This window comes from Burkholderia sp. BCC1993, from assembly GCF_905339865.1.
Lineage (GTDB): Bacteria > Pseudomonadota > Gammaproteobacteria > Burkholderiales > Burkholderiaceae > Burkholderia.
The window spans coordinates 296,817-317,059 of record NZ_CAJPGZ010000012.1 but is presented as its reverse complement, the minus strand read 5'-3'; the positions used below and the strand labels follow the sequence as shown (position 1 = coordinate 317,059).

Below are 20,243 nucleotides of genomic sequence, written 5' to 3'. Positions count from 1 at the left end.
ACCCATGATCACTTCGCTCACCTGCTCGGGCTTCACGCCCGAACGCTCCAGCACCGCGCGAATCACCGTCGCGCCCAGCTCCGGTGCCGCGACCTTCGCGAGCGAGCCGCCGAATTTGCCGACCGCGGTCCGCGCGGCCGATACGATCACTACGTCCGTCATGTTTTGTTCCTGCATCGAAATCAGTGGGTCGATCCGTGTTGCGTGCTGTATCGCGTGCCGGTGCCGGGCGGCACGGCGGCCGACGTCGGCGCTTGAGCGCCATACGGTTCGCGATGCGGCTCGGCGCTCGCGCTTTCATGCGCGCCGCCCATTCGCCCGCTCCAGCCGAGTCCGGACACGCTGCGGCGAACCGGACGCCGCCGGCCACCACGCGGCACACGCGGCGGCCGGCGCCCGCCGGCGCCGTTCGATCAATGGTGTCGCGCCTGCGCGCGACACGCGGTCATGCAGCCGATTCGCGCGAAGCGGCTTCCTTGCGTGCGGCTGCCGCCGCCTGCTTGGCACCGCGCGTCGTCGTTTCGCTGACCGCGTCGAAACCGCTTTGCGCGGCTTCGATTGCCTGCCCCGTCGCTGCGCGCACGGAGTCTGCCGCGGCAGTCGCCGCGGACAGCGCCGAATTCAGCGCGGCGACCACGGCACCCGAACCGGCCGGTGCATGCTTCGTCAGCTCGCCGACCACGTCCTTCACGCGCTTGTCGGTCTGCTCGTATTGCGCCTGCGCGACCTTCGCCCACTCGGCCTGCGTCGACACCGCGATGTCGAACAGATGGCGACCGTACGCGACGGCCTTGCCGGCGGCTTCCTGCGGTGCGGCGACTTGCTGCGCGAAGCCCGCAGCCGGGTTGCTCGCGTTGAACGCGTTCTTCAGCTTGTCCTCGTATTCCTCGAGCGCCGTCTTGGCCGCTTGCAGGTTGAGTTCGACGACGGCCTCGAAACCATTAATTGCCGGACGGGCAATCGCGAACCAGGCGGCGATTCCGGACTGATAATCGGCGGCGAATTTTTCGGGGGCAAATACGGACATCGGGCACGCTCCTGTTAGCAATGCGAGAGACGAACGAAAAAAATGGAAGCCGGATCGAAGCCCGCTTCCTTATTCACAACCCCGCAGACACGATTGACCGCGGAGAGTTGAAGATTGCCATTCTAGATGGATTAATTGTCAATTAAATGGCATTAATGCTAGGTAAAAACCCTTACCTACTGGGTTGATCGCCTCGCGATCTGCGCCCGCACGCAATGGGGCCGTGTTGCAACGCCTTGTCCCGAAATGATTTTTACTTTTTTACAGCATGGCGCACCGCGACCGTCCGTAACAATTACCCCGCCATTATTCCCGTTATTGGAAAATAGGTGCCCATTGAAAATAGGGCGGATACCCATGCAATCGTTTTTCCAGATTTATTTTGAAATCGTTACCGGGATTATTAATGACGAATTCAATGATCGCCTATAAATCAACGGGCGGGGCCAGCGGCGACACCCTCACCCGACCAGTTCGCGATGCAGCGCGCGAAACTCCTGCGCGAGCTTGTGTGCCGGCTCGAGATGGATCACCGGCGTCGACTGCTGATGCGACTCGCGGATCTTCACCGATGCCGAGAGCCGCGACGCCAGCACCGGCAGCCCTTCCTCGACGAGTTCGTCGACCAGCCGCTGCGGCAGGCTCGCGCGCGGCTGGAACTGGTTGATGACGATCCCTTCGACCTCGAGCGCCGCGTTGTGGTCCTGCTGGATTTCCTTCACGTTCTCGAGCAGCGTGTACAGCGCGCGGCGCGAGAAGTCGTCGCAGTCGAACGGAATCAGGCAGCGCTCGACCGCGATCAGCGCCGAGCGCGTGTAGAAATTCAGCGCGGGCGGCGTGTCGATGTAGACGGCATCGTAGGTGTCGAGCTCGTTGAGCGCGTCGCGCAGCTTGTAGATCTTGTAGCGTGACTCGAGCTTGCCGTGCAGCGTGTCGAGGTCCGGATGCGCGGGCATCACGTCGAGCCCGTCGAACGGCGTCGGATGGATGAACGATGCGACGTCGACTGGCCGGAAGTTGAACGTCAGCGCGGTCTCGAAGAATTCGGCGACGCCGGGATGCGCGTCGGTCGCCCGGTCGCCGAGCAGGTAGTGCGTGGAATTCGCCTGCGCGTCGAGGTCGATGACGAGCGTGCGCAGCCCTTCGCTCGCGCTGATCGCCGCCAGGTTGCAGACGATCGTCGACTTGCCCACACCACCCTTCTGGTTGAATACGACCCGCCGCATTGTGTCTCCTTCGATCGAAACGTCGAAAAATCGAGCTTAGCCGGTCAATCGTGGCGGCCGCGTGACATCGATCAGATACACGAACCGCCCGAGAGATTTTTGCGGGAGCGGCGCGACGAACGACTGGCAATCACGACGGAAGACGCGCACGAGGAACGGGCACAAGGGACAATGTTGCGACGCAACATCCGAACTGTTAAACTAGGGAAAACCCGTAGTTTACGAAGGAGCAGTCGTGTACCCCGTATTTTCGTTCCTGATGGATCTGCTGCCGGGCCGCAGCGCGGCTTCGTTTTCGCCGTCGGCAAAAGTAAACCGTGTCACGTTCACGGGTGCCGTGGACCGCAGCGATGGCGTGATCCTGTCGATCACCGGTAGCGACGCGCTGGTCCGTTGGCCGAAGGGTGGAAAATCCGTCGAGCGCGTCAGCAATCTGGTCGCGATCGTCACGGAAGCGTAAGCGGTTCTATTCTGCGGCGGCCACGGCGCCGGTCTTGCCATGGTTCGCACCGTCCGAAGCAGGCGACTCGGGCGTGAATGCCACGGCACCCATGGCGGCAATGCCCGTTGCGGGGCTTCAGGAAACCTGCTCACCGATGCGGTTGCGTCGGTTGAAGTATGCGGTCGGCATGCTCGCCACGTAGGCACAACAGACGTCAGGGCCATCGCGCCCGCGACGATGATCGTCCCCCGACCGGGGGAATCCATTCAAGTCTCGCCCATCCGATGCGGCCAGCGCCAGCGGGTTCTCCCCGCCTGCACGACGCCACCACGACGTTCCTCTCGCCCGATCGGGCACGTTCCGCCCAAACCGAAAAACGCGTAAACGAAAAAAGGACCCGAAGATCCAGGCTGAACCACTGATTCAGCGTGGAGATTCGGGCCCCTTCTTACACCGGGAACCGACGTTCCGCTTAGAACGGAATATCGTCGTCCATCTCGTCGAAGCCGCCGCCTGCCGGCGCGCTCGGACGGCTCTGACCGCCGCCTGCACCGCCGCGCGGCGCGCCGCCGGCACGACCGCCGCCGCCGCCGCGTTCCATCTGTTCGCCGCCGCGGCCGCCGCCGCCACCACCGTAGCCGCCGCCGTAACCGCCTTCGTCACCGCCGCCACCGCCGCCGCCCGAACCGCCGCGGCCGCCGAGCATCTGCATCTGGTCGGCGACGATTTCGGTCGAGTAGCGATCCTGGCCGTCCTGGCCCTGCCACTTGCGCGTGCGGATGCGGCCTTCGATATAGACCGACGAACCCTTCTTCAGGTACTCGCTGACGATTTCGGCGAGACGGCCGAAGAACGCGACGCGGTGCCACTCGGTCATTTCCTTGAAATCGCCGCTTGCCTTGTCCTTGTAGCGATCGGTCGTCGCGAGACGGATGTTCGCAACCGCGTCGCCGCTCGGCAGGTAACGGACTTCAGGATCGGCGCCGAGATTGCCGACGAGGATGACCTTGTTGACGGATGCCATGTGTTTCTCCAGTAAATTCGATGCCGGGCCGCCCGCGAATGTCGTCGGAGCGGCCCGCCGGGCAAGCCGGCGAGCGCCGCCGGTGCCTGCCCGAAAAGAAGGTTCAGGCCTTGCGCGGCGGCGCTTTCATGCTGGCCGCGATTATAAGCCACGCCGCCACGAGCCCCGAGCACGCATAGAAGACGGTGTTCGCGCCACCGTGCTTCAGCAGCCAGCCGCCCACGATGCCGCCGAGCGCGAGCCCGATCGATTGCGTGGTGTTGTAGACGCCCGTGGCCGCGCCCTTGCGCGAACCGGGCGCGAGCTTCGACACGAGCGACGGCTGCGACGCTTCCAGGATGTTGAAACCCAGGAAGTACACGAACAGGATCGCCGCCACAATCAGGATGGTATGCGGAGCGCTGCCGAGCAACAATTGACCGATCAGGATAGCCAGAATGCCGCCGAGCAGCACCGGCTTCATCTTGCCCCGTTTTTCCGCGACGATGATCGCCGGGACCATCATCACGAACGCGAGCCCCATCACCGGCAGGTAGACCTTCCAGTGCGCGGCGACCGGCAGCCCGCCGTCGACCAGCAGGCGCGGCACGACGAGGAACAGCGCCGTCTGCGTCGCGTGCAGCACGAGCACGCCGAAGTTCAGGCGCAGCAGCTCGCCGTTGTGCAGCACCTCGCCGAACGGCGCCGGCACGTGCACGGGCTTCGCCGCGTCGGGCACGATCCACACCACGACCCCGATCGCGAGGATCGACAGCACGCCGACGATCGCGAACAGCCCGCTCATCCCGACCCAGTGGAACACGATCGGCGCGCCGACGATCGCGACCGCGAACGACACGCCGATCGAGCCGCCGACCATCGCCATCGCCTTCGTGCGGTTCTGCTCGGAGGTCAGGTCGGCGATGAACGCGAGCACCGCGGACGACACGGCGCCCATCCCCTGGATCACGCGGCCGACGATGATCCACGTGATGTCGTGCGCGAACGCGGCGACGAAGCTGCCGAGCGCGAAGATCAGCAGGCCGGTGGCGATCACGGGCTTGCGGCCGAACTTGTCCGACGCCCACCCGTAGAAGATGTACAGCAGCGACTGCGTGACGCCGTAGGCCCCGAGCGCAAGGCCGACGAGCAACACGTTGTCGCCGCCCGGGATGGTTTTCGCGTAGACCGAGAACACCGGCATGATCATGAACAGGCCGAGCATGCGCAGCGCGAAGATCGCCGCGAGCGACGTGGTCGCGCGCAGTTCGGGCGCACTCATGCGGGAAGACGTGGCGGACGGATTGGACATCGGGAATGAATTTCGAATGATCGGAATGTCCGCCCGGCGGCGGGCGGCGGAAGATCAGGGCCACCGGCCCGGCAGGCGCTTTCCGGGGCCGCTTTCCGGGACGTCAGGCAGGCAGCCTGCGGGCCGCCTCGCGCCGTGCGGCGCGGCCGCCTCCCCGGCGTGGACACCGCCTTGCTGCCAGCTGCTGCAAAGGCTGGGGGCCCCCAACGACGGCCTCGAAAAGCCGTTATAGTAGCAGGTTTGGTTCCCTCCATTTTCGCCAGGTTCATGGAACAGATCCGTATCCGTGGGGCACGCACCCACAACCTGAAAAACGTCAATCTCGACCTGCCGCGCCACAAGCTGATCGTGATTACCGGGTTGTCCGGGTCGGGCAAGTCGTCGCTCGCGTTCGACACCCTTTATGCCGAAGGCCAGCGCCGCTACGTCGAAAGCCTGTCCGCGTATGCCCGCCAGTTCCTGCAACTGATGGAGAAACCCGACGTCGACCTGATCGAGGGCCTGTCGCCCGCGATCTCGATCGAGCAGAAGGCGACGTCCCACAACCCGCGTTCGACCGTCGGCACGGTCACCGAGATCCACGACTACCTGCGACTTTTGTTCGCACGGGTCGGCACGCCGTACTGCCCCGACCACGACATCCCGCTCGAGGCGCAGAGCGTGTCGCAGATGGTCGACGCGGCGCTCGCGCTGCCCGAGGAAACCAAGCTGATGATCCTCGCGCCCGTCGTCGCGAACCGCAAGGGCGAGCACGCCGAGCTGTTCGAGGACATGCAGGCACAGGGCTTCGTGCGCTTTCGCGTGCGCTCGGGCGGCGGCACCGCGAACGAAGGCGTCGCGAAGATCTACGAGGTCGAGTCGCTGCCGAAGCTCAAGAAGAACGACAAGCACACGATCGACGTCGTCGTCGATCGTCTCAAGGTGCGCCCGGACATGAAGCAGCGCCTCGCGGAATCGTTCGAGACCGCGCTGCGCCTCGCCGACGGCCGCGCGATCGCGCTGGAGATGGATACCGACAAGGAACACCTGTTCAGCTCGAAGTTCGCGTGCCCGATCTGCTCGTACTCGCTGCAGGAGCTCGAGCCGCGCCTGTTCTCGTTCAACAACCCGATGGGCGCGTGCCCGGAATGCGACGGCCTCGGCCAGATCACGTTCTTCGACCCGAAGCGGGTCGTCGCGCACCCGTCGCTGTCGCTCGCCGCGGGCGCCGTGAAGGGCTGGGACCGCCGCAACCAGTTCTACTTCCAGATGCTGCAGAGCCTGGCGGCATTCTACGAATTCGACATCGACGCCGCGTTCGAGGACCTGCCGGAAAAGATCCGCAAGGTGCTGCTGTTCGGCTCGGGCAAGCAGACGATCCCGTTTTCGTACATCAACGAGCGCGGCCGCACGACGATCCGCGAGCACGTGTTCGAAGGGATCATCCCGAACCTCGAGCGCCGCTACCGCGAGACCGATTCGGTCGCGGTGCGCGAAGAGCTATCGAAGTACCAGAACAACCAGCCGTGCCCGTCGTGCGATGGCACGCGGCTGCGCCGCGAGGCGCGCCACGTACGGGTCGGCACAGGCGACTACGCGCGCGGCATCTATGAAATCAGCGGCTGGCCGCTGCGCGACGCGCTCGGCTATTTCGACGGCCTGTCGCTCGACGGCGCGAAGCGCGAGATCGCCGACAAGGTGATCAAGGAAATCGTCGCGCGCCTGACCTTCCTGAACAACGTCGGCCTCGACTACCTGTCGCTCGAGCGCAGCGCCGAAACGCTGTCCGGTGGCGAGGCGCAGCGGATCCGGCTCGCGTCGCAGATCGGCTCGGGCCTGACGGGCGTGATGTACGTGCTCGACGAGCCGTCGATCGGCCTGCACCAGCGCGACAACGACCGCCTGATCGGGACGCTCAAGCACCTGCGCGACCTCGGCAACTCGGTGATCGTCGTCGAGCACGACGAGGACATGATCCGCACGGCCGACTACGTCGTCGACATGGGCCCCGGCGCGGGCGAGCACGGCGGCGTGATCGTGGCCGAAGGCACGCCGAAGCAGGTGCAGTCGAACCCGCAGTCGCTGACGGGCCAGTATCTGGTCGGCAAGCGCACGATCGAGTACCCGGACGAGCGGCTCGCGCCCGATCCCGAGCGGATGCTGCGCATCGTCGACGCGCACGGCAACAACCTGAAGCACGTCGATCTCGAGCTGCCGGTCGGCCTGCTGACCTGCATCACCGGCGTGTCGGGTTCCGGCAAGTCGACGCTGATCAACGACACGCTGTATCACGCGGTCGCGCGCCACCTGTACGGCTCGTCGGCCGAGCCGGCGCCGCACGAGGCGATCGAGGGCCTCGAGCACTTCGACAAGGTGATCAACGTCGACCAGTCGCCGATCGGCCGCACGCCGCGTTCGAACCCGGCCACCTACACGGGGCTGTTCACGCCGATCCGCGAGCTGTTCTCGGGCGTGCCGACCGCGAAGGAGCGCGGCTACGATCCGGGCCGCTTCTCGTTCAACGTGAAGGGCGGCCGCTGCGAGTCGTGCCAGGGCGACGGCGTGCTGAAGGTCGAGATGCACTTCCTGCCGGACGTCTACGTGCCGTGCGACGTGTGCCACGGCAAGCGCTACAACCGCGAAACGCTCGAGGTGCAGTACAAGGGCAAGAACATCAGCGAAGTGCTCGACATGACCGTCGAACACGCGTACGAATTCTTCAGCGCGGTACCGGTGATCGCCCGCAAGCTGAAGACGCTGCTCGACGTCGGCCTCGGCTACATCCGCCTCGGCCAGTCGGCCACGACGCTGTCGGGCGGCGAGGCGCAGCGCGTGAAGCTGTCGCTGGAGCTGTCGAAGCGCGACACGGGCCGCACGCTGTACATCCTCGACGAGCCGACCACCGGCCTGCACTTCCACGACATCGCGCTGCTGCTCGAGGTGATCCACCGGCTGCGCGACCAGGGCAACACGGTCGTGATCATCGAGCACAACCTCGACGTGATCAAGACGGCCGACTGGGTGATCGACCTCGGCCCCGAAGGCGGTGCCGGCGGCGGCCAGATCATCGCGCAGGGCACGCCCGAGCAGGTCGCGAAGACCAAGGCGAGCTTCACCGGCAAGTACCTCGCACCGCTGCTCAAGCGCCCGGTCCGCAAGGCGGCGGCCGGCTGACACTTTCCGTTCCCGCGCGCGGCTGCCCGGCCGCGCGCGCCCGGCAGCGGGGCGGCGCCGGCCTCCTCGTTTTCCCTTCTGCGGTTTTCCCCTCTGCGTTTACACCACGAGCCAAACAGCCCCGTGGCGGACCATAATGGCAGCTATACTTTACGGTCGTAAGGTTCGCCATCCGCACCAATCCGGTGCGGCGCCGGGCGACCGCCGCCGTGTCGCCCACCGCGCGGCACGGCACACGAACGACAGGAATCCATGATGGAGAAGCAACAAGAGTCGCGCGACGCTCAGAACCGCGAGCCGCACCTGCGCAGCGTGCGGCTGACGAGCGACTTCAGCCTGCCGAAGCTGTCGGCGATCGAGATCGGCAGCTACCTGTTCGCCCTCGTCACGATGGTGCTCGTCATCGAACTCAAGCTGCTGGGCGGGCTGCTGGCCGGCATGCTGGTCTATCAGCTGATCCACACGATCGCCCCGGTGATCGAACGCCACACCACGAGCATGCGCGCGCGCTGGGTCGCCGTCGTGCTGCTGTCGATCGCGATCGTCGGCGGGCTCACGGGCCTGACGATCGGCATCATCGACCACTTCGAGCACACGGTGCCGAACCTGCAGAGCCTCCTTGGCCAGCTGATGCAGATCGTCGAGCAGACGCGCGCCCGCACGCCGGCCTGGATCGCGAACCTGCTGCCGGTCGACGTCGAACAGATGAAGACCAAGGCGGCGCTGCTGATGCACTCGCACATGGACCAGCTCCAGCAAGGCGGCAAGAGCGTCGCGCGCGGCTTCGGCCACGTGCTGTTCGGGATGATCATCGGCGCGATGATCGCGATCGGCGTCGAGCACGGGAAGGTGCGCCGGCCGCTGTCGACCGCGCTCGTCACGCGCGTGTCGCGCTTCGCCGAATCGTTCCGCCGGATCGTGTTCGCGCAGATCAAGATCTCGGCGATCAACGCGACCTTTACCGGCATCTATCTGCTCGTCGCGCTGCCGATCTTCCACCAGCGGCTGCCGCTGTCGAAAACACTGGTGCTCGTCACGTTCATCGTCGGCCTGCTGCCGGTGATCGGCAACCTGATCTCGAACACGCTGATCGTCGCGGTGTCGCTGTCGGTCAGCATGGGAACCGCGATCGCGTCGCTCGCGTTCCTCGTCGTGATCCACAAGCTCGAATACTTCCTGAACGCGAAGATCATCGGCGGCCAGATCGAGTCGCGCGCGTGGGAGCTGCTGCTCGCGATGCTGATCATGGAAGCCGCGTTCGGGCTGCCGGGCGTGATCGCCGCGCCGATCTTCTATGCGTACATGAAGCGCGAGCTGTACATGCTGCGGCTGATCTGACGCGCCGTACCCGACGCAACCCGATCCCCGCGCATCACGCGATAAAAAAACGCCGCGCCCCGTCAAGGGCGCGGCGTTCTTGTTTGCAGCAACCGACGGCCGGCGCAGGCCGGCAGGCGCGCATCACCGATCAGCGGAACACGACGGTCTTCGTCCCGTTCAGCACGATCCGGTGCTCGACGTGCCACTTCACCGCACGCGCGAGCGTCACGCACTCGACGTCGCGGCCGATCGCGGTGAGCTGGTCGGGCGTCATGCTGTGGTCGACGCGCTCGACTTCCTGCTCGATGATCGGGCCTTCGTCGAGGTCGGTCGTCACGTAGTGCGCGGTCGCGCCGATCAGCTTCACGCCGCGGTCGAACGCCTGGTAGTACGGCTTCGCGCCCTTGAAGCTCGGCAGGAACGAATGGTGGATGTTGATCGCGCGGCCGGCGAGTTGCTGGCACATGTTCGGCGACAGGATCTGCATGTAGCGCGCGAGCACGACGAGATCGGCCTGGTGTTCGTCGATCACGTCCAGCACCCGCGCTTCCTGCGCGGCCTTCGCCGCATCGGACGAACCGCCGACGAGCGGGAAATGATGGAACGGGACGTTGTAGCTGGCGGCGAGCTGGTAGAACTCCTTGTGGTTCGACACGATCGCCGGAATCTCGATCGGCAGCTGGCCGGTGCGGTAGCGGAACAGCAGGTCGTTCAGGCAGTGGCCGATCTTCGACACCATGATCACGACGCGCGGCTTCACGGCCGCGTCGTGCATTTCCCAGCGCATCCCGAACTGCTCGGCGAGCGGCGCGAATTCCTTGCGAAGCGCGTCGAGCGCCGACGCGGCATCCGCGCCGTCGCCGTCCTGCACGAAGTGCACGCGCATGAAGAACTCGCCGGTGCGGCTGTCGCCGAACTGCGCCGAATCGAGGATGTTGTTGGCGCGCTCGAACAGGAAGCCCGAGACCGCGTGGACGATGCCATGCCGGTCGGGGCACGACAGTTTCAAGATAAAGCTGTGATCGGTCGACATGACCGCTACTCCCTTCGTTTCGGTATTCGTCAAATAGGCCGTTCGTCCGGCCTCACCCTGGGGCCAAGCCCGGGCAGGCATGCGGCGCCTTCTGGTGGCTCGCCAGGTGGCGCGTCAGGCGGCCGGCGCGAACAGCGCGTCGATGCCCGCCGCGTCGGCCGCCGCGAGCCAGCGGTGGCGCAGCAGCGTGTCGAGCATCGCGAGGCTCGCATCCATCGTCGCGCGGCCTTCGCGCAGCCAGCCGATCACCTCGGGCACGCCGGCCAGCAGGTGCTCGGCCACTTCGCCGTCCTGGTTGTGCGGCGCGAAGTCGCGCGGCAGCGGCAGGTCGTACACGAAGATCAGTTCGGACTGCGTGCCTTCCGGCAGCGAACACAGTACCTGCACCGCGCGGCCCGCGATCGCACGCGCCGCCAGTTCGGCCGGCATGCCGGCCTCTTCCCAGCATTCCTTCGTGAGCGTCTCGTGAACGCCCAGGCCCCAGCCGATGCCGCCCGCGACGACGTTGTCGAGCATGCCGGGGTCGGTGGCCTTGGTCGCGCTGCGGCGGCCGAGCCACATCTGCGGCGCGGCGGGCGAACCCGGCGCAGCCGCATATTCTACGATGCCGTTCAGGTGCACCGCATAAGTCTGCGTGCCGAAGAAGCGCGACGCGGCGCGCTCGATATACGCGAGCGGCGGATCGTCGAAGCGGTTGCGGATCGCATAGATCTCGTCGCGCCAGCCGGGAATCGCGCCTTCGGCCGCCAGCGCGCCGATCGCGCTCGCGAGCGCCATGCTGCGCGCGTCGACCGTGTCATAGCGCGCCGACAGCACGACGCGCGCGTCCGTCAGCTCGAACACGTCGGGCCAGCGCGCGAGCTTCGCGACGTCCTGGCGGCGCACCCAGCCTACGGCCACGCCGGCGATCTCGAAACGCAGGTGCGCGGCCGGATCGAAGCGGCGCGCGGCCGCAATGCACGGAAACGTCATCGGGCTCAGTCCTTCAGCGCGACGCGGATGCCGATCGCGATGAAGGTCGCGCCGGCGATCCGGTCGAGCCACACACCGGCCTTCGGGCGGCGCTTCAGCCATGTGCCGATCGCGCCCGCGCCGACGCCGAACAGCGAGAAGATCGCGGCCGTCTGCAGCATGAACAGCGCGCCGAGCTCGAACATCTGCAGCGTCACGCCCTGCACGCCGTGCGGATCGACGAACTGCGGCAGGAACACGACGAAGAACAACGTGACCTTCGGGTTCATCAGGTTGCCGATCACGCTCTGCCGGAAGATCGCGCCAAGCGGCTGCGGCGGGCGCGCGTGCGCGTTCGCGAGGCCCTGGCTGCGCAGCGCCTTGATGCCGATCCACACGAGGTACGCGGCGCCCGCGAGCTTCAGCGTCTGGAACGCGACCGGCGACGAGCGCAGCACCGCCGCGACACCGAGCGCCGCGAGCGTCGTATGGAACAGGATCCCGGCCGTGAAGCCGAGCGCGGCGACGAAGCCGGCCGCGCGGCCCTGCGAGATGCCGCGTGCGAGCACCTGCAGGTTGTCGGGACCCGGCGCGAACGTGATCGCGATCGACGTGGCGAGAAACAGCATGAAGTTGGGCATCGTGACCTCGCGGCGTGGGCCGGCTCCAGTGGTTCAGTGGCCGGCGAATTCGGTGACGGTATAGACGGGCAGCCCCGCGTTGCGCAGCAGCGTCGAGCCGCCGAGATCGGGCAGGTCGATGATCGCCGCGCCTTCGACGACGACCGCGCCGAGCCGCTGCAGCAGGTTGCGCCCCGCCATCATCGTGCCGCCGGTCGCGATCAGGTCGTCCATGATGATCACGCGGTCGCCGGGGCGGCACGCGTCTTCGTGGATCTCGACGGTCGCGCTGCCGTATTCGAGATCGTACGATTCCGAGCGCGTCTTGTACGGCAGCTTGCCGACCTTGCGGATCGGCACGAAGCCGACGCTCAACTCGTACGCGACGATCGGCGCGATGATGAAGCCGCGCGCGTCGAGCCCCGCGACGTAGTCGAGCTTCGCATCGACATAGCGTTCGACGAACAGGTCGACGAGGATGCGCAGCGCCTTCGGGCTCTGCAGCAGCGTCGTGATGTCGCGGAACTGCACGCCCGGCTGAGGCCAGTCGGGCACGGTGCGGATCTGGCTGTGGATGAAGGCGACCGGATCGAGCGGTGCGCCCGACGACGAATGCGGCATGAAACTCTCCGAAAAAAACGGTGCGCGAAGATCGGGCACCGTTTCGAATCAATACGGGTCAGGTTATCGAAGCGCGACTCAGGCGACCACGGCCGGCGGCTCGCGCCGATGCCGCGACAGCCGCTCCTCCGCGAGCGCGAGCGCTTCGGGCAGCCCGCGCAGCACGACGATGTCGCTCGCGCGCAGCTTGGTCTGCGGGTCGGGTTCGACGCCGCGGATGCCGTGCCGGCGGATCGCCGTGACTTCCAGCCCGAGCGCATACAGCCCGAGCTCCTCCAGCGAGCGCCCGACCGCATCCGCGCGCGCATCGACCGGCACCGATTGTAGCCGCACCTGCTCGTGATCGTCGTCGTCCGTGTCGTCGGCGCCGCGGAAATAGCCGCGCAGCAGGCTGTAGCGCTCGTCGCGCATCTCCTCGACGCGCCGAACGACCTTGCGCATCGGCACGCCGACCAGCACCAGCGTGTGCGACGCGAGCATCAGGCTGCCCTCGACGATCTCCGGAATCACCTCGGTCGCGCCGGCCGCGAGCAGCTTCTCGAGATCGGCATCGTCGACCGTGCGCACGATCGCCGGCAGCGTCGGCTCCAGCTCGTGCACGTGGTGCAGCACGCGCAGCGCCGACGGCGTGTTCGCATACGTGATCGCGACGGCCGCCGCACGATGGATACCGGCCGCGAGCAGCGACTCGCGGCGCGCCGCGTCGCCGAACACGACCGATTCGCCGGCCGTCGCGGCCGCGCTCACGCGATCGGGGTCGAGGTCCAGCGCGACGTACGAAATGCCTTCCTGCTCGAGCATGCGCGCCAGGTTCTGCCCCGCGCGGCCGTAGCCGCAGATGATCACGTGGCCGCGCTGCTTGAGGCTTTGCGTCGCGATCCGCGTCATCTGCAGCGACTGCTGCATCCATTCCGTCGACGACAGCCGCATCACGATCCGGTCGGCGTTCTGGATCAGGAACGGCGCGGCGAGCATCGACAGCAGCATCGACGCGAGGATCGCCTGCAGCAGCGTCGAATCGACGAGATGCCGGTCGAGGATCAGGTTCAGCAGCACGAAGCCGAATTCGCCGGCCTGCGCGAGGCCGATGCCGGTACGCATCGCGACGCCCGGCGTCGCGCCGAACAGCCGCGCGAGCCCCGCGATCATCGTCCCCTTGAACAGGATCTGCCCGACGAAGAAGCCGAGCACCAGCAACGGATGCTCCCAGATCACGCGCGGATCGAGCAGCATCCCGGTCGTCACGAAGAACAGGCCGAGCAGCACGTCGCGGAACGGCTTGATGTCCTCTTCCACCTGATGCCGGAACGGCGTCTCGGAGATCAGCATCCCCGCGATGAACGCGCCGAGCGCGAGCGACAGGCCGAAGCGGTCGGTGATGAACGCGGCGCCGAGCGTGACGAGCAGCAGGTTCAGCACGAACAGTTCCTGCGAGCGGCGCCGCGCGACGACGTTGAGCCAGCGCGTCATGAAACGCTGGCCGACGATCAGCAGCAGCGCGAGCGCGATCACGATCTTGACGGCCGCGAACCCGAGCGTGAGCGCGAGATCCTTCGACGACTCGGCGCCAAACGCGGCGATCACGATCAGCAGCGGCACCACCGCGAGATCCTGGAACAGCAGCACGCCGAAGATGTTGCGGCCGTGCGCGGTCTCGATCTCGAGCCGCTCGGCGAGCATCTTCGACACGATCGCCGTCGACGACATCGCGAGCGCGCCGCCGAGCGCGACGCTGCCCTGCCACGTGATGTGCACCCAGCGCTCGAACAGCGCGCCGAGCACGACCGCGAGCGCGAGGGTCGCGACCACCTGCAGCAGCCCGAGCCCGAACACGAGCCGCTGCATCGCCCGCAGCTTCGCGAGCGAGAATTCGAGGCCGATCGAGAACATCAGGAACACCACGCCGAATTCCGCGAGATGCTCGGCCCGTTCGAGGTCCGCGGCGACGCCGAACGCGTGCGGGCCGACCAGGATGCCGACGGTCAGGTAGCCGAGCATCGGCGGCAGGTTCAGCGAGCGAAATACGACGACGCCCACTACCGAGGCCAGCAGCAGCAGCAGGGTCATTTCGAGCGGGGAAATCACGGGCGAAGCGTCCTCGTTCGTCGGGGCCACGGCAAGGCGGGCGCGGGTGGTGGCGGTGGGCAAGCGGCATCGGACGTGTCCGAAGGCGCGGCGCGGCGAACAAACGCCTTTGCTATACTCCGCGCATGATAGCGAAAATCAATGATGACCGGGCGCTCGCGCTCGCCCGCGACGTGCTCGACATCGAGGCGGACGCCGTACGCGCGTTGCGCGACCAGCTCGACGGCGACTTCGTCCAGGCCGTCGCGCTGCTGCTCGGCTGCCGCGGCCGCGTCGTGGTATCCGGCATCGGCAAATCGGGGCATATCGCCCGCAAGATCGCGGCCACGCTCGCCAGCACCGGCACGCCGGCCTTCTTCGTCCACCCGGCCGAGGCCAGCCACGGCGACCTCGGCATGGTCACGTCGGACGACGTCTTCATCGGCATCTCCTATTCCGGCGAGTCGGAAGAACTCGTCGCGATCCTGCCGCTCGTGAAGCGGATCGGCGCGAAGCTGATCGCGATCACGGGCCGTGCGGAATCGAGCCTCGGCACGCTCGCCGACGTGAACCTGAACGCCGCGGTGTCGAAGGAAGCCTGCCCGCTGAATCTCGCCCCCACCGCGAGCACGACCGCGGCGCTCGCGCTCGGCGACGCGCTCGCCGTCGCGGTGCTCGACGCGCGCGGCTTCGGTTCCGAGGATTTCGCGCGCTCGCATCCGGGCGGCGCGCTCGGCCGGCGCCTGCTCACCCACGTGCGCGACGTGATGCGCTCGGGCGACGACGTGCCGCGCGTCGGGCTCGACGCGACGCTGTCGGACGCCCTGTTCCAGATCACCGCGAAGCGGCTGGGCATGACCGCCGTGGTCGACGCCGACGGCCGCGTGGCCGGCATCTTCACCGACGGCGACCTGCGCCGCGTGCTCGCACGCGACGGCGATTTCCGCACGCTGCCGATCGTCGACGTGATGACGCGCGAGCCGCGCACGATCGGCCCCGACCATCTCGCGGTCGAGGCCGTGGAACTGATGGAGCGCCACCGGATCAACCAGATGCTGGTGGTCGATGCCGACGGCGCGCTGATCGGCGCGCTGAACATGCACGACCTGTTTTCGAAGAAGGTGATCTGATGAGCGCAGCGCTGACTGCGGCCGAACGCGCGAGCCGCGTGAAGCTGATGATTTTCGACGTCGACGGCGTGCTGACCGACGGCGGCCTGCTGTTTACCGCGGCCGGCGACGCGATGAAGTCGTTCAATTCGCTCGACGGCCACGGCGTGAAGCTGCTCGGCGAGGCCGGCATCGCGACCGCGATCATCACCGGCCGCCGCTCGGAAATCGTCGCGGCGCGCGCGAAGGAAATGAAGATCGCGCACCTGTTCCAGGGCGTCGAGAACAAGCTCGCCGTGTTCGCCGACCTGATCGCATCGCTCGGCATCACCGCCGACGCCTGCGGCTACATGGGCGACGACTGGCCCGACCTGCCGGTGATGCTGCGCTGCGGCTTCGCGACGGCACCGGCCAACGCGCACCCCGAGGTGATCGCGCGCGCGCACTGGGTGGCCGAGGCCCGCGGCGGCCACGGCGCGGTGCGCGAGGTCTGCGACGCGATCCTGCGCGCACAGCGCCGCTACGACGCGCTGCTCGCGGCTGCCTGCGGAGCCTGACGGATGAACACGCATTTCCGCTGGACCCAGCTGCTGCCGCTCATCGCGGTCGCCGCGCTCGCGGGCATCACGTGGTGGCTGCTGCAGGCGACGCTGCCGCCGCCCGGCGAGGGCACCGTGCGGCCGAAGCGCCACACGCCCGATTATTTCGCGGACAACTTCTCGGTCACCGAGCTCGACCAGTCCGGCTCGACGCAGTACCGGCTGACGGCCGCGAAGCTGATCCATTACGAAGACACCGACAACAGCGACCTGACCGATCCGGCCATGCGCGCGTTCCAGCCCGGCAAGCCGGTCGTGACGACCACCGCGCTGCGCGGCACCGTCAACGGCGACGTGTCGATCGTCGACTTGTACGACAACGCGCGCATCCTGCGCGTGGCCGGCGGCGGCGATCCGCAGATGCAGGCCGATTCCCAGCATTTCCGGATCTTCGTCAATGACGATGTGATCCAGACCGAAAAGCCGGTTAAACTTCAGCGCGGCCTGTCGCTCGTCAACGCGACCGACGGCATGAAGTACAACAACGTCACCCGGGTCATCGAGCTTTACGGCAACGTGCGCGGCACGATCGCCGCGGCGGACACGTCCGGCGGCTCGAAAGGTCAATCCAGGTGACGCATCCCTCACGTGACTGCATGAACGAACCGTTCCCTCGACAGAATTCCGGCGGCGCTGCGCGCGCCGTCCGCGCCGCGCTCGCCGCGACGCTCGTGGCGCTCCCGCTCGTCGGGCTGGCGCCGCTCGCCCATGCCGAGAAGGCCGACCAGAACAAGCCGATCAACGTCGAGGCGGACAACCTGACCTATGACGACCTGAAGCAGGTGACGGTCGCGACCGGCAACGTCGTGATCACGAAGGGCACGATCATCATCAAGGGCGACCGCGTCGAAGTGCGCCAGGATCCGGAAGGCTATCAGTACGCGACGTCGTTCGGCAGCGGCAAGAAGCACGCGACGTTCCGCCAGAAGCGCGAAGGCCTCGACGAGTACATCGACGGCGACGCCGAGCGCATCGACTACGACGGCAAGCAGGACCTGACGACGCTGACGACCGCCGCGACCGTGCGCCGCCTGCAGGGCACGTCGACGATCGCCGACACCGTGCACGGCAGCGTGATCACGTACGACGGCCAGCGCGACTTCTACACCGCGAAGGGCGGCAAGGACGTCGCGGCGCCGGGCAACCCGAACGGCCGCGTGCGCGCGATGCTGTCGCCGAAGAACGGCGGCCCCGGGCAGCTGAACGGCGCGCCGGCGAAGCTGTCGCCGTCGACCACGATCCAGGGAGCGCCGGGCCAATGAACGCGCTTCCGAACCGCCAGCCGGCCGGCACGACGAGCTCGCTCGTCGTCCGCAACCTGAAGAAACGCTACGGCTCGCGCACTGTCGTCAAGGACGTGTCGCTCGACGTGAAGAGCGGCGAGGTCGTCGGCCTGCTCGGCCCGAACGGCGCCGGCAAGACGACGTCGTTCTACATGATCGTCGGCCTCGTGCCGACGGATGCGGGCGAAATCTCGCTGAACGGCAGCTCGATCAGCCTGCTGCCGATCCACAAGCGCGCGTCGCTCGGCCTGTCGTACCTGCCGCAGGAAGCGTCGGTATTCCGCAAGCTGACCGTCGAGGAAAACATCCGCGCGGTGCTCGAGCTGCAGCACGGCGAAGATGGCAAGCGCCTGTCGAAGGACGCGATCGCGTCGCGCACCGAGGCGCTGCTCGACGAACTGCAGATCGGCCACCTGCGCGAGAACCCGGCGCTGTCGCTGTCGGGCGGCGAACGCCGTCGCGTCGAGATCGCGCGCGCGCTCGCGACCAATCCGAACTTCATCCTGCTCGACGAACCGTTCGCCGGCGTCGACCCGATCGCGGTGCTCGAGATCCAGAAGATCGTCAAGTTCCTGAAGCAGCGCAACATCGGCGTGTTGATTACCGATCACAACGTCCGCGAAACGCTCGGCATCTGCGACCACGCTTACATCATCAGCGACGGTTCGGTGCTCGCCGCCGGCGCGCCGAGCGAAATCATCGAAAACGAAAGCGTGCGCCGCGTGTACCTCGGCGAACACTTCCGCATGTAAATCCCCCCGTGGCTGGCCGCCCCCGCCCGGCATCGCCGCGCGGGGCGCGTCCGCGTGCCCTGCGGCCCTGCCGCGGCCGGGCGCCGCGCCGCGCGTAATCGCGGATGGCTCAACGCGCCTGGGTCGTGGCAAACTGCCGGTATGACTCCCTCTCTGCCATGAAAGCCAGCCTTCAACTCCGCCTGTCGCAACACCTGGCGCTGACACCGCAACTGCAGCAGTCGATCCGGCTCCTGCAGCTGTCGACGCTCGAACTGCAGCAGGAAGTCGCGATGGCCGTCGCACAGAATCCGCTGCTCGAGAACGATGACGAATGGATCGCGAGCCCGCTGCGCGTCGCGGCGGACGGATCGCTGATCGCGCAGACGCCGCCCGGACAGAACACCGAACCGGGCATCACGAACGGCAGCAGCCAGTCGAGCGAACGCGCGGAACGCGACGAGCCGGCCGGCGCCGACGAATACGACGGCTACGCATCGGGCGACGCCGGCGACGGCCCGCAGTGGAATCTCGACGAGTTCGGCCGCTCGAGCGGCGCCTCGGACGATGACGATCTCCCGCCGCTGCAGGTGCAGGAAGCCGCGACGTCGCTGCGCGACCATCTGTCCGCGCAATTGCGCGTCACGCAGGCCGGGCCGCGCGACCGCGCGCTCGTGATGTTCCTGATCGAATCGCTCGACGACGACGGCTACCTGACCGCCACGCTCGACGAAGTGCTCGCCGACCTGCCGCCCGAACTGGAAATCGACTGCGACGAACTGAATGCGGCGCTCGCGCTGCTGCACAGTTTCGATCCGGCCGGGGTCGGGGCCCGCTCGGCGTCCGAATGCCTGAAGCTGCAGTTGCTGCGCCTCGATCCGTCCCCCACCCGCACGCTCGCGCTGGAGATCGTGTCGCAGCACCTCGAACTGCTCGCCGCGCGCGACTTCACGCGACTGCGCAAGCAGCTGAAGGCGAGCGACGACGCGCTGCGCGACGCGCACGCGCTGATCCGCTCGCTGGAGCCGTTCCCCGGCGCTGCCTACGGCAAGGCCGAGGCCGACTATGTCGTGCCCGACATCATCGTGAAGAAGGCCGGCCAGGGCTGGCTCGCGGAACTCAATCCGGAAGTGATGCCGCGCCTGCGGATCAACAACCTGTACGCGAACATCCTGCGCAACAGCCGCGGCGATCCGTCGGCCGGATCGTTGAAACAACAGCTCCAGGAAGCACGCTGGCTGATCAAGAACATCCAGCAGCGATTCGACACGATCCTGCGTGTCGCGCAGGCTATTGTCGAACGTCAGAAGAATTTCTTTGCGCATGGCGAAATTGCCATGCGCCCCTTGGTTTTGCGGGAAATAGCTGATACGCTGGGCCTACACGAGTCGACTGTCAGCCGTGTGACAACCGGGAAGTACATGCTGACCCCGTTCGGGACGCTGGAATTTAAGTACTTCTTCGGATCACACGTTTCGACCGACACCGGAGGCGCCGCATCGTCGACCGCCATCCGAGCCCTGATCAAGCAACTGATAGGAGCTGAAGACCCAAAATCGCCACTTTCGGACAGCCGCATTGCCGAGCTGCTGGCAGAACAGGGATTCGTGGTTGCGCGCCGCACGGTTGCCAAGTATCGCGAAGCCCTCAAAATCCCGGCAGTGAATCTGCGCAAGTCTCTTTAAGCCTGCTGCCTGCCCGGCGGCAGGCGTGTTCCGGCCACCGCGCACTCGGGGAACAGGCCGGGCG

Annotated in this window: 18 protein-coding genes and 1 pseudogene; 9 read left to right on the top strand and 10 right to left on the bottom strand. The window is 66.8% G+C overall.

What is annotated here, in order from left to right:
* The 3 genes and pseudogenes from U4Y91_RS22180 to U4Y91_RS22170 form a co-directional block, all read right to left on the bottom strand.
* A pseudogene (locus tag U4Y91_RS22180) lies at positions 1-162 on the bottom strand (acetyl-CoA C-acetyltransferase); the annotation flags it as partial.
* Between the two features lie 283 nt (positions 163-445).
* The gene (gene phaP, locus U4Y91_RS22175) at positions 446-1,027 is read right to left on the bottom strand and encodes a TIGR01841 family phasin (RefSeq protein ID WP_321806864.1); all 582 of its coding nucleotides are present in this window, start codon (positions 1,025-1,027) and stop codon (positions 446-448) included.
* Positions 1,028-1,488: 461 nt separating this feature from the next.
* Entirely contained in the window at positions 1,489-2,253 is a 765-nt protein-coding gene (locus tag U4Y91_RS22170) for a ParA family protein (RefSeq protein ID WP_044847448.1), read from the bottom strand.
* A 235-nt stretch (positions 2,254-2,488) separates the two neighbouring features.
* On the opposite strand from U4Y91_RS22170, the gene U4Y91_RS22165 reads away from it, so the two are divergent.
* Positions 2,489-2,713: a hypothetical protein gene (locus U4Y91_RS22165; protein ID WP_321806863.1), complete on the top strand. Its 225-nt coding sequence runs from the start codon at positions 2,489-2,491 to the stop codon at positions 2,711-2,713.
* Between the two features lie 454 nt (positions 2,714-3,167).
* On the opposite strand, the gene U4Y91_RS22160 is transcribed toward U4Y91_RS22165, so the two are convergent.
* Together U4Y91_RS22160 and U4Y91_RS22155 are read right to left on the bottom strand one after the other, a co-directional pair.
* Positions 3,168-3,719: a single-stranded DNA-binding protein gene (locus U4Y91_RS22160; RefSeq protein ID WP_059603013.1), complete on the bottom strand. Its 552-nt coding sequence runs from the start codon at positions 3,717-3,719 to the stop codon at positions 3,168-3,170.
* A 103-nt stretch (positions 3,720-3,822) separates the two neighbouring features.
* Positions 3,823-5,010, bottom strand: coding sequence for an MFS transporter (locus tag U4Y91_RS22155; protein ID WP_321806862.1), 1,188 nt, complete (start codon positions 5,008-5,010; stop codon positions 3,823-3,825).
* A 267-nt stretch (positions 5,011-5,277) separates the two neighbouring features.
* Here U4Y91_RS22155 and uvrA point away from each other — a divergent pair, with 267 nt between their 5' ends.
* Positions 5,278-8,163, top strand: coding sequence for an excinuclease ABC subunit UvrA (uvrA, locus tag U4Y91_RS22150; RefSeq protein WP_321806861.1), 2,886 nt, complete (start codon positions 5,278-5,280; stop codon positions 8,161-8,163).
* Positions 8,164-8,418: 255 nt separating this feature from the next.
* Positions 8,419-9,501 carry a hypothetical protein gene (locus U4Y91_RS22145; protein WP_321806860.1) on the top strand — a complete coding sequence of 361 codons (1,083 nt, stop codon included), beginning with the start codon at positions 8,419-8,421 and terminating at the stop codon, positions 9,499-9,501.
* 130 nt (positions 9,502-9,631) lie between these two features.
* On the opposite strand, the gene purU is transcribed toward U4Y91_RS22145, so the two are convergent.
* The 5 genes from purU to U4Y91_RS22120 all read right to left on the bottom strand — a co-directional run bounded on the left by purU (position 9,632) and on the right by U4Y91_RS22120 (position 14,793).
* Positions 9,632-10,516: a formyltetrahydrofolate deformylase gene (purU, locus tag U4Y91_RS22140; protein ID WP_321806859.1), complete on the bottom strand. Its 885-nt coding sequence runs from the start codon at positions 10,514-10,516 to the stop codon at positions 9,632-9,634.
* A 114-nt stretch (positions 10,517-10,630) separates the two neighbouring features.
* Positions 10,631-11,488: an NUDIX hydrolase gene (locus tag U4Y91_RS22135; RefSeq protein WP_321806858.1), complete on the bottom strand. Its 858-nt coding sequence runs from the start codon at positions 11,486-11,488 to the stop codon at positions 10,631-10,633.
* Between the two features lie 5 nt (positions 11,489-11,493).
* Positions 11,494-12,108, bottom strand: coding sequence for a LysE family translocator (locus U4Y91_RS22130; RefSeq protein ID WP_124486501.1), 615 nt, complete (start codon positions 12,106-12,108; stop codon positions 11,494-11,496).
* Positions 12,109-12,141: 33 nt separating this feature from the next.
* Positions 12,142-12,708: an adenine phosphoribosyltransferase gene (locus U4Y91_RS22125; RefSeq protein ID WP_151066189.1), complete on the bottom strand. Its 567-nt coding sequence runs from the start codon at positions 12,706-12,708 to the stop codon at positions 12,142-12,144.
* Positions 12,709-12,786: 78 nt separating this feature from the next.
* A complete protein-coding gene (locus U4Y91_RS22120) occupies positions 12,787-14,793 on the bottom strand; it encodes a cation:proton antiporter (RefSeq protein WP_321806857.1) in 2,007 nt (668 codons plus the stop codon).
* 125 nt (positions 14,794-14,918) lie between these two features.
* On the opposite strand from U4Y91_RS22120, the gene kdsD reads away from it, so the two are divergent.
* The 6 genes from kdsD (at position 14,919) to U4Y91_RS22090 (ending at position 20,179) form a co-directional block, all read left to right on the top strand.
* Positions 14,919-15,902, top strand: coding sequence for an arabinose 5-phosphate isomerase KdsD (gene kdsD, locus U4Y91_RS22115; RefSeq protein ID WP_321806856.1), 984 nt, complete (start codon positions 14,919-14,921; stop codon positions 15,900-15,902).
* Complete coding sequence (locus tag U4Y91_RS22110) at positions 15,902-16,438, top strand: KdsC family phosphatase (RefSeq protein WP_044847459.1); 537 nt, start codon at positions 15,902-15,904, stop codon at positions 16,436-16,438. Before kdsD ends, U4Y91_RS22110 begins: the two co-directional genes overlap by 1 nt.
* A gap of 3 nt (positions 16,439-16,441) precedes the next feature.
* A complete protein-coding gene (gene lptC / locus U4Y91_RS22105; protein WP_321806855.1) occupies positions 16,442-17,056 on the top strand; it encodes an LPS export ABC transporter periplasmic protein LptC in 615 nt (204 codons plus the stop codon).
* A 20-nt stretch (positions 17,057-17,076) separates the two neighbouring features.
* The gene (gene lptA, locus U4Y91_RS22100) at positions 17,077-17,742 is read left to right on the top strand and encodes a lipopolysaccharide transport periplasmic protein LptA (protein ID WP_059464489.1); all 666 of its coding nucleotides are present in this window, start codon (positions 17,077-17,079) and stop codon (positions 17,740-17,742) included.
* Positions 17,739-18,515: an LPS export ABC transporter ATP-binding protein gene (gene lptB / locus U4Y91_RS22095; RefSeq protein ID WP_044847462.1), complete on the top strand. Its 777-nt coding sequence runs from the start codon at positions 17,739-17,741 to the stop codon at positions 18,513-18,515. The genes lptA and lptB overlap by 4 nt, the downstream gene beginning before the upstream one ends.
* Positions 18,516-18,673: 158 nt before the next feature.
* Positions 18,674-20,179 carry an RNA polymerase factor sigma-54 gene (locus U4Y91_RS22090; RefSeq protein WP_044847463.1) on the top strand — a complete coding sequence of 502 codons (1,506 nt, stop codon included), beginning with the start codon at positions 18,674-18,676 and terminating at the stop codon, positions 20,177-20,179.
* The last annotated feature ends 64 nt before the right edge of the window (positions 20,180-20,243 follow it).

Excerpts from the sequence above, each read along its gene's own strand:
- phaP (WP_321806864.1), bottom strand. The coding sequence starts at position 1,027 with ATGTCCGTATTTGCCCCCGAAAAATTCGCCGCCGATTATCAGTCCGGA.
- U4Y91_RS22170 (WP_044847448.1), bottom strand. The coding sequence starts at position 2,253 with ATGCGGCGGGTCGTATTCAACCAGAAGGGTGGTGTGGGCAAGTCGACG.
- U4Y91_RS22160 (WP_059603013.1), bottom strand. The coding sequence starts at position 3,719 with ATGGCATCCGTCAACAAGGTCATCCTCGTCGGCAATCTCGGCGCCGAT.
- U4Y91_RS22155 (WP_321806862.1), bottom strand. The coding sequence starts at position 5,010 with ATGTCCAATCCGTCCGCCACGTCTTCCCGCATGAGTGCGCCCGAACTG.
- uvrA (WP_321806861.1), top strand. The coding sequence starts at position 5,278 with ATGGAACAGATCCGTATCCGTGGGGCACGCACCCACAACCTGAAAAAC.
- U4Y91_RS22145 (WP_321806860.1), top strand. The coding sequence starts at position 8,419 with ATGGAGAAGCAACAAGAGTCGCGCGACGCTCAGAACCGCGAGCCGCAC.
- purU (WP_321806859.1), bottom strand. The coding sequence starts at position 10,516 with ATGTCGACCGATCACAGCTTTATCTTGAAACTGTCGTGCCCCGACCGG.
- U4Y91_RS22135 (WP_321806858.1), bottom strand. The coding sequence starts at position 11,488 with ATGACGTTTCCGTGCATTGCGGCCGCGCGCCGCTTCGATCCGGCCGCG.
- U4Y91_RS22130 (WP_124486501.1), bottom strand. The coding sequence starts at position 12,108 with ATGCCCAACTTCATGCTGTTTCTCGCCACGTCGATCGCGATCACGTTC.
- U4Y91_RS22125 (WP_151066189.1), bottom strand. The coding sequence starts at position 12,708 with ATGCCGCATTCGTCGTCGGGCGCACCGCTCGATCCGGTCGCCTTCATC.
- kdsD (WP_321806856.1), top strand. The coding sequence starts at position 14,919 with ATGATAGCGAAAATCAATGATGACCGGGCGCTCGCGCTCGCCCGCGAC.
- U4Y91_RS22110 (WP_044847459.1), top strand. The coding sequence starts at position 15,902 with ATGAGCGCAGCGCTGACTGCGGCCGAACGCGCGAGCCGCGTGAAGCTG.
- lptC (WP_321806855.1), top strand. The coding sequence starts at position 16,442 with ATGAACACGCATTTCCGCTGGACCCAGCTGCTGCCGCTCATCGCGGTC.
- lptA (WP_059464489.1), top strand. The coding sequence starts at position 17,077 with ATGAACGAACCGTTCCCTCGACAGAATTCCGGCGGCGCTGCGCGCGCC.
- lptB (WP_044847462.1), top strand. The coding sequence starts at position 17,739 with ATGAACGCGCTTCCGAACCGCCAGCCGGCCGGCACGACGAGCTCGCTC.
- U4Y91_RS22090 (WP_044847463.1), top strand. The coding sequence starts at position 18,674 with ATGAAAGCCAGCCTTCAACTCCGCCTGTCGCAACACCTGGCGCTGACA.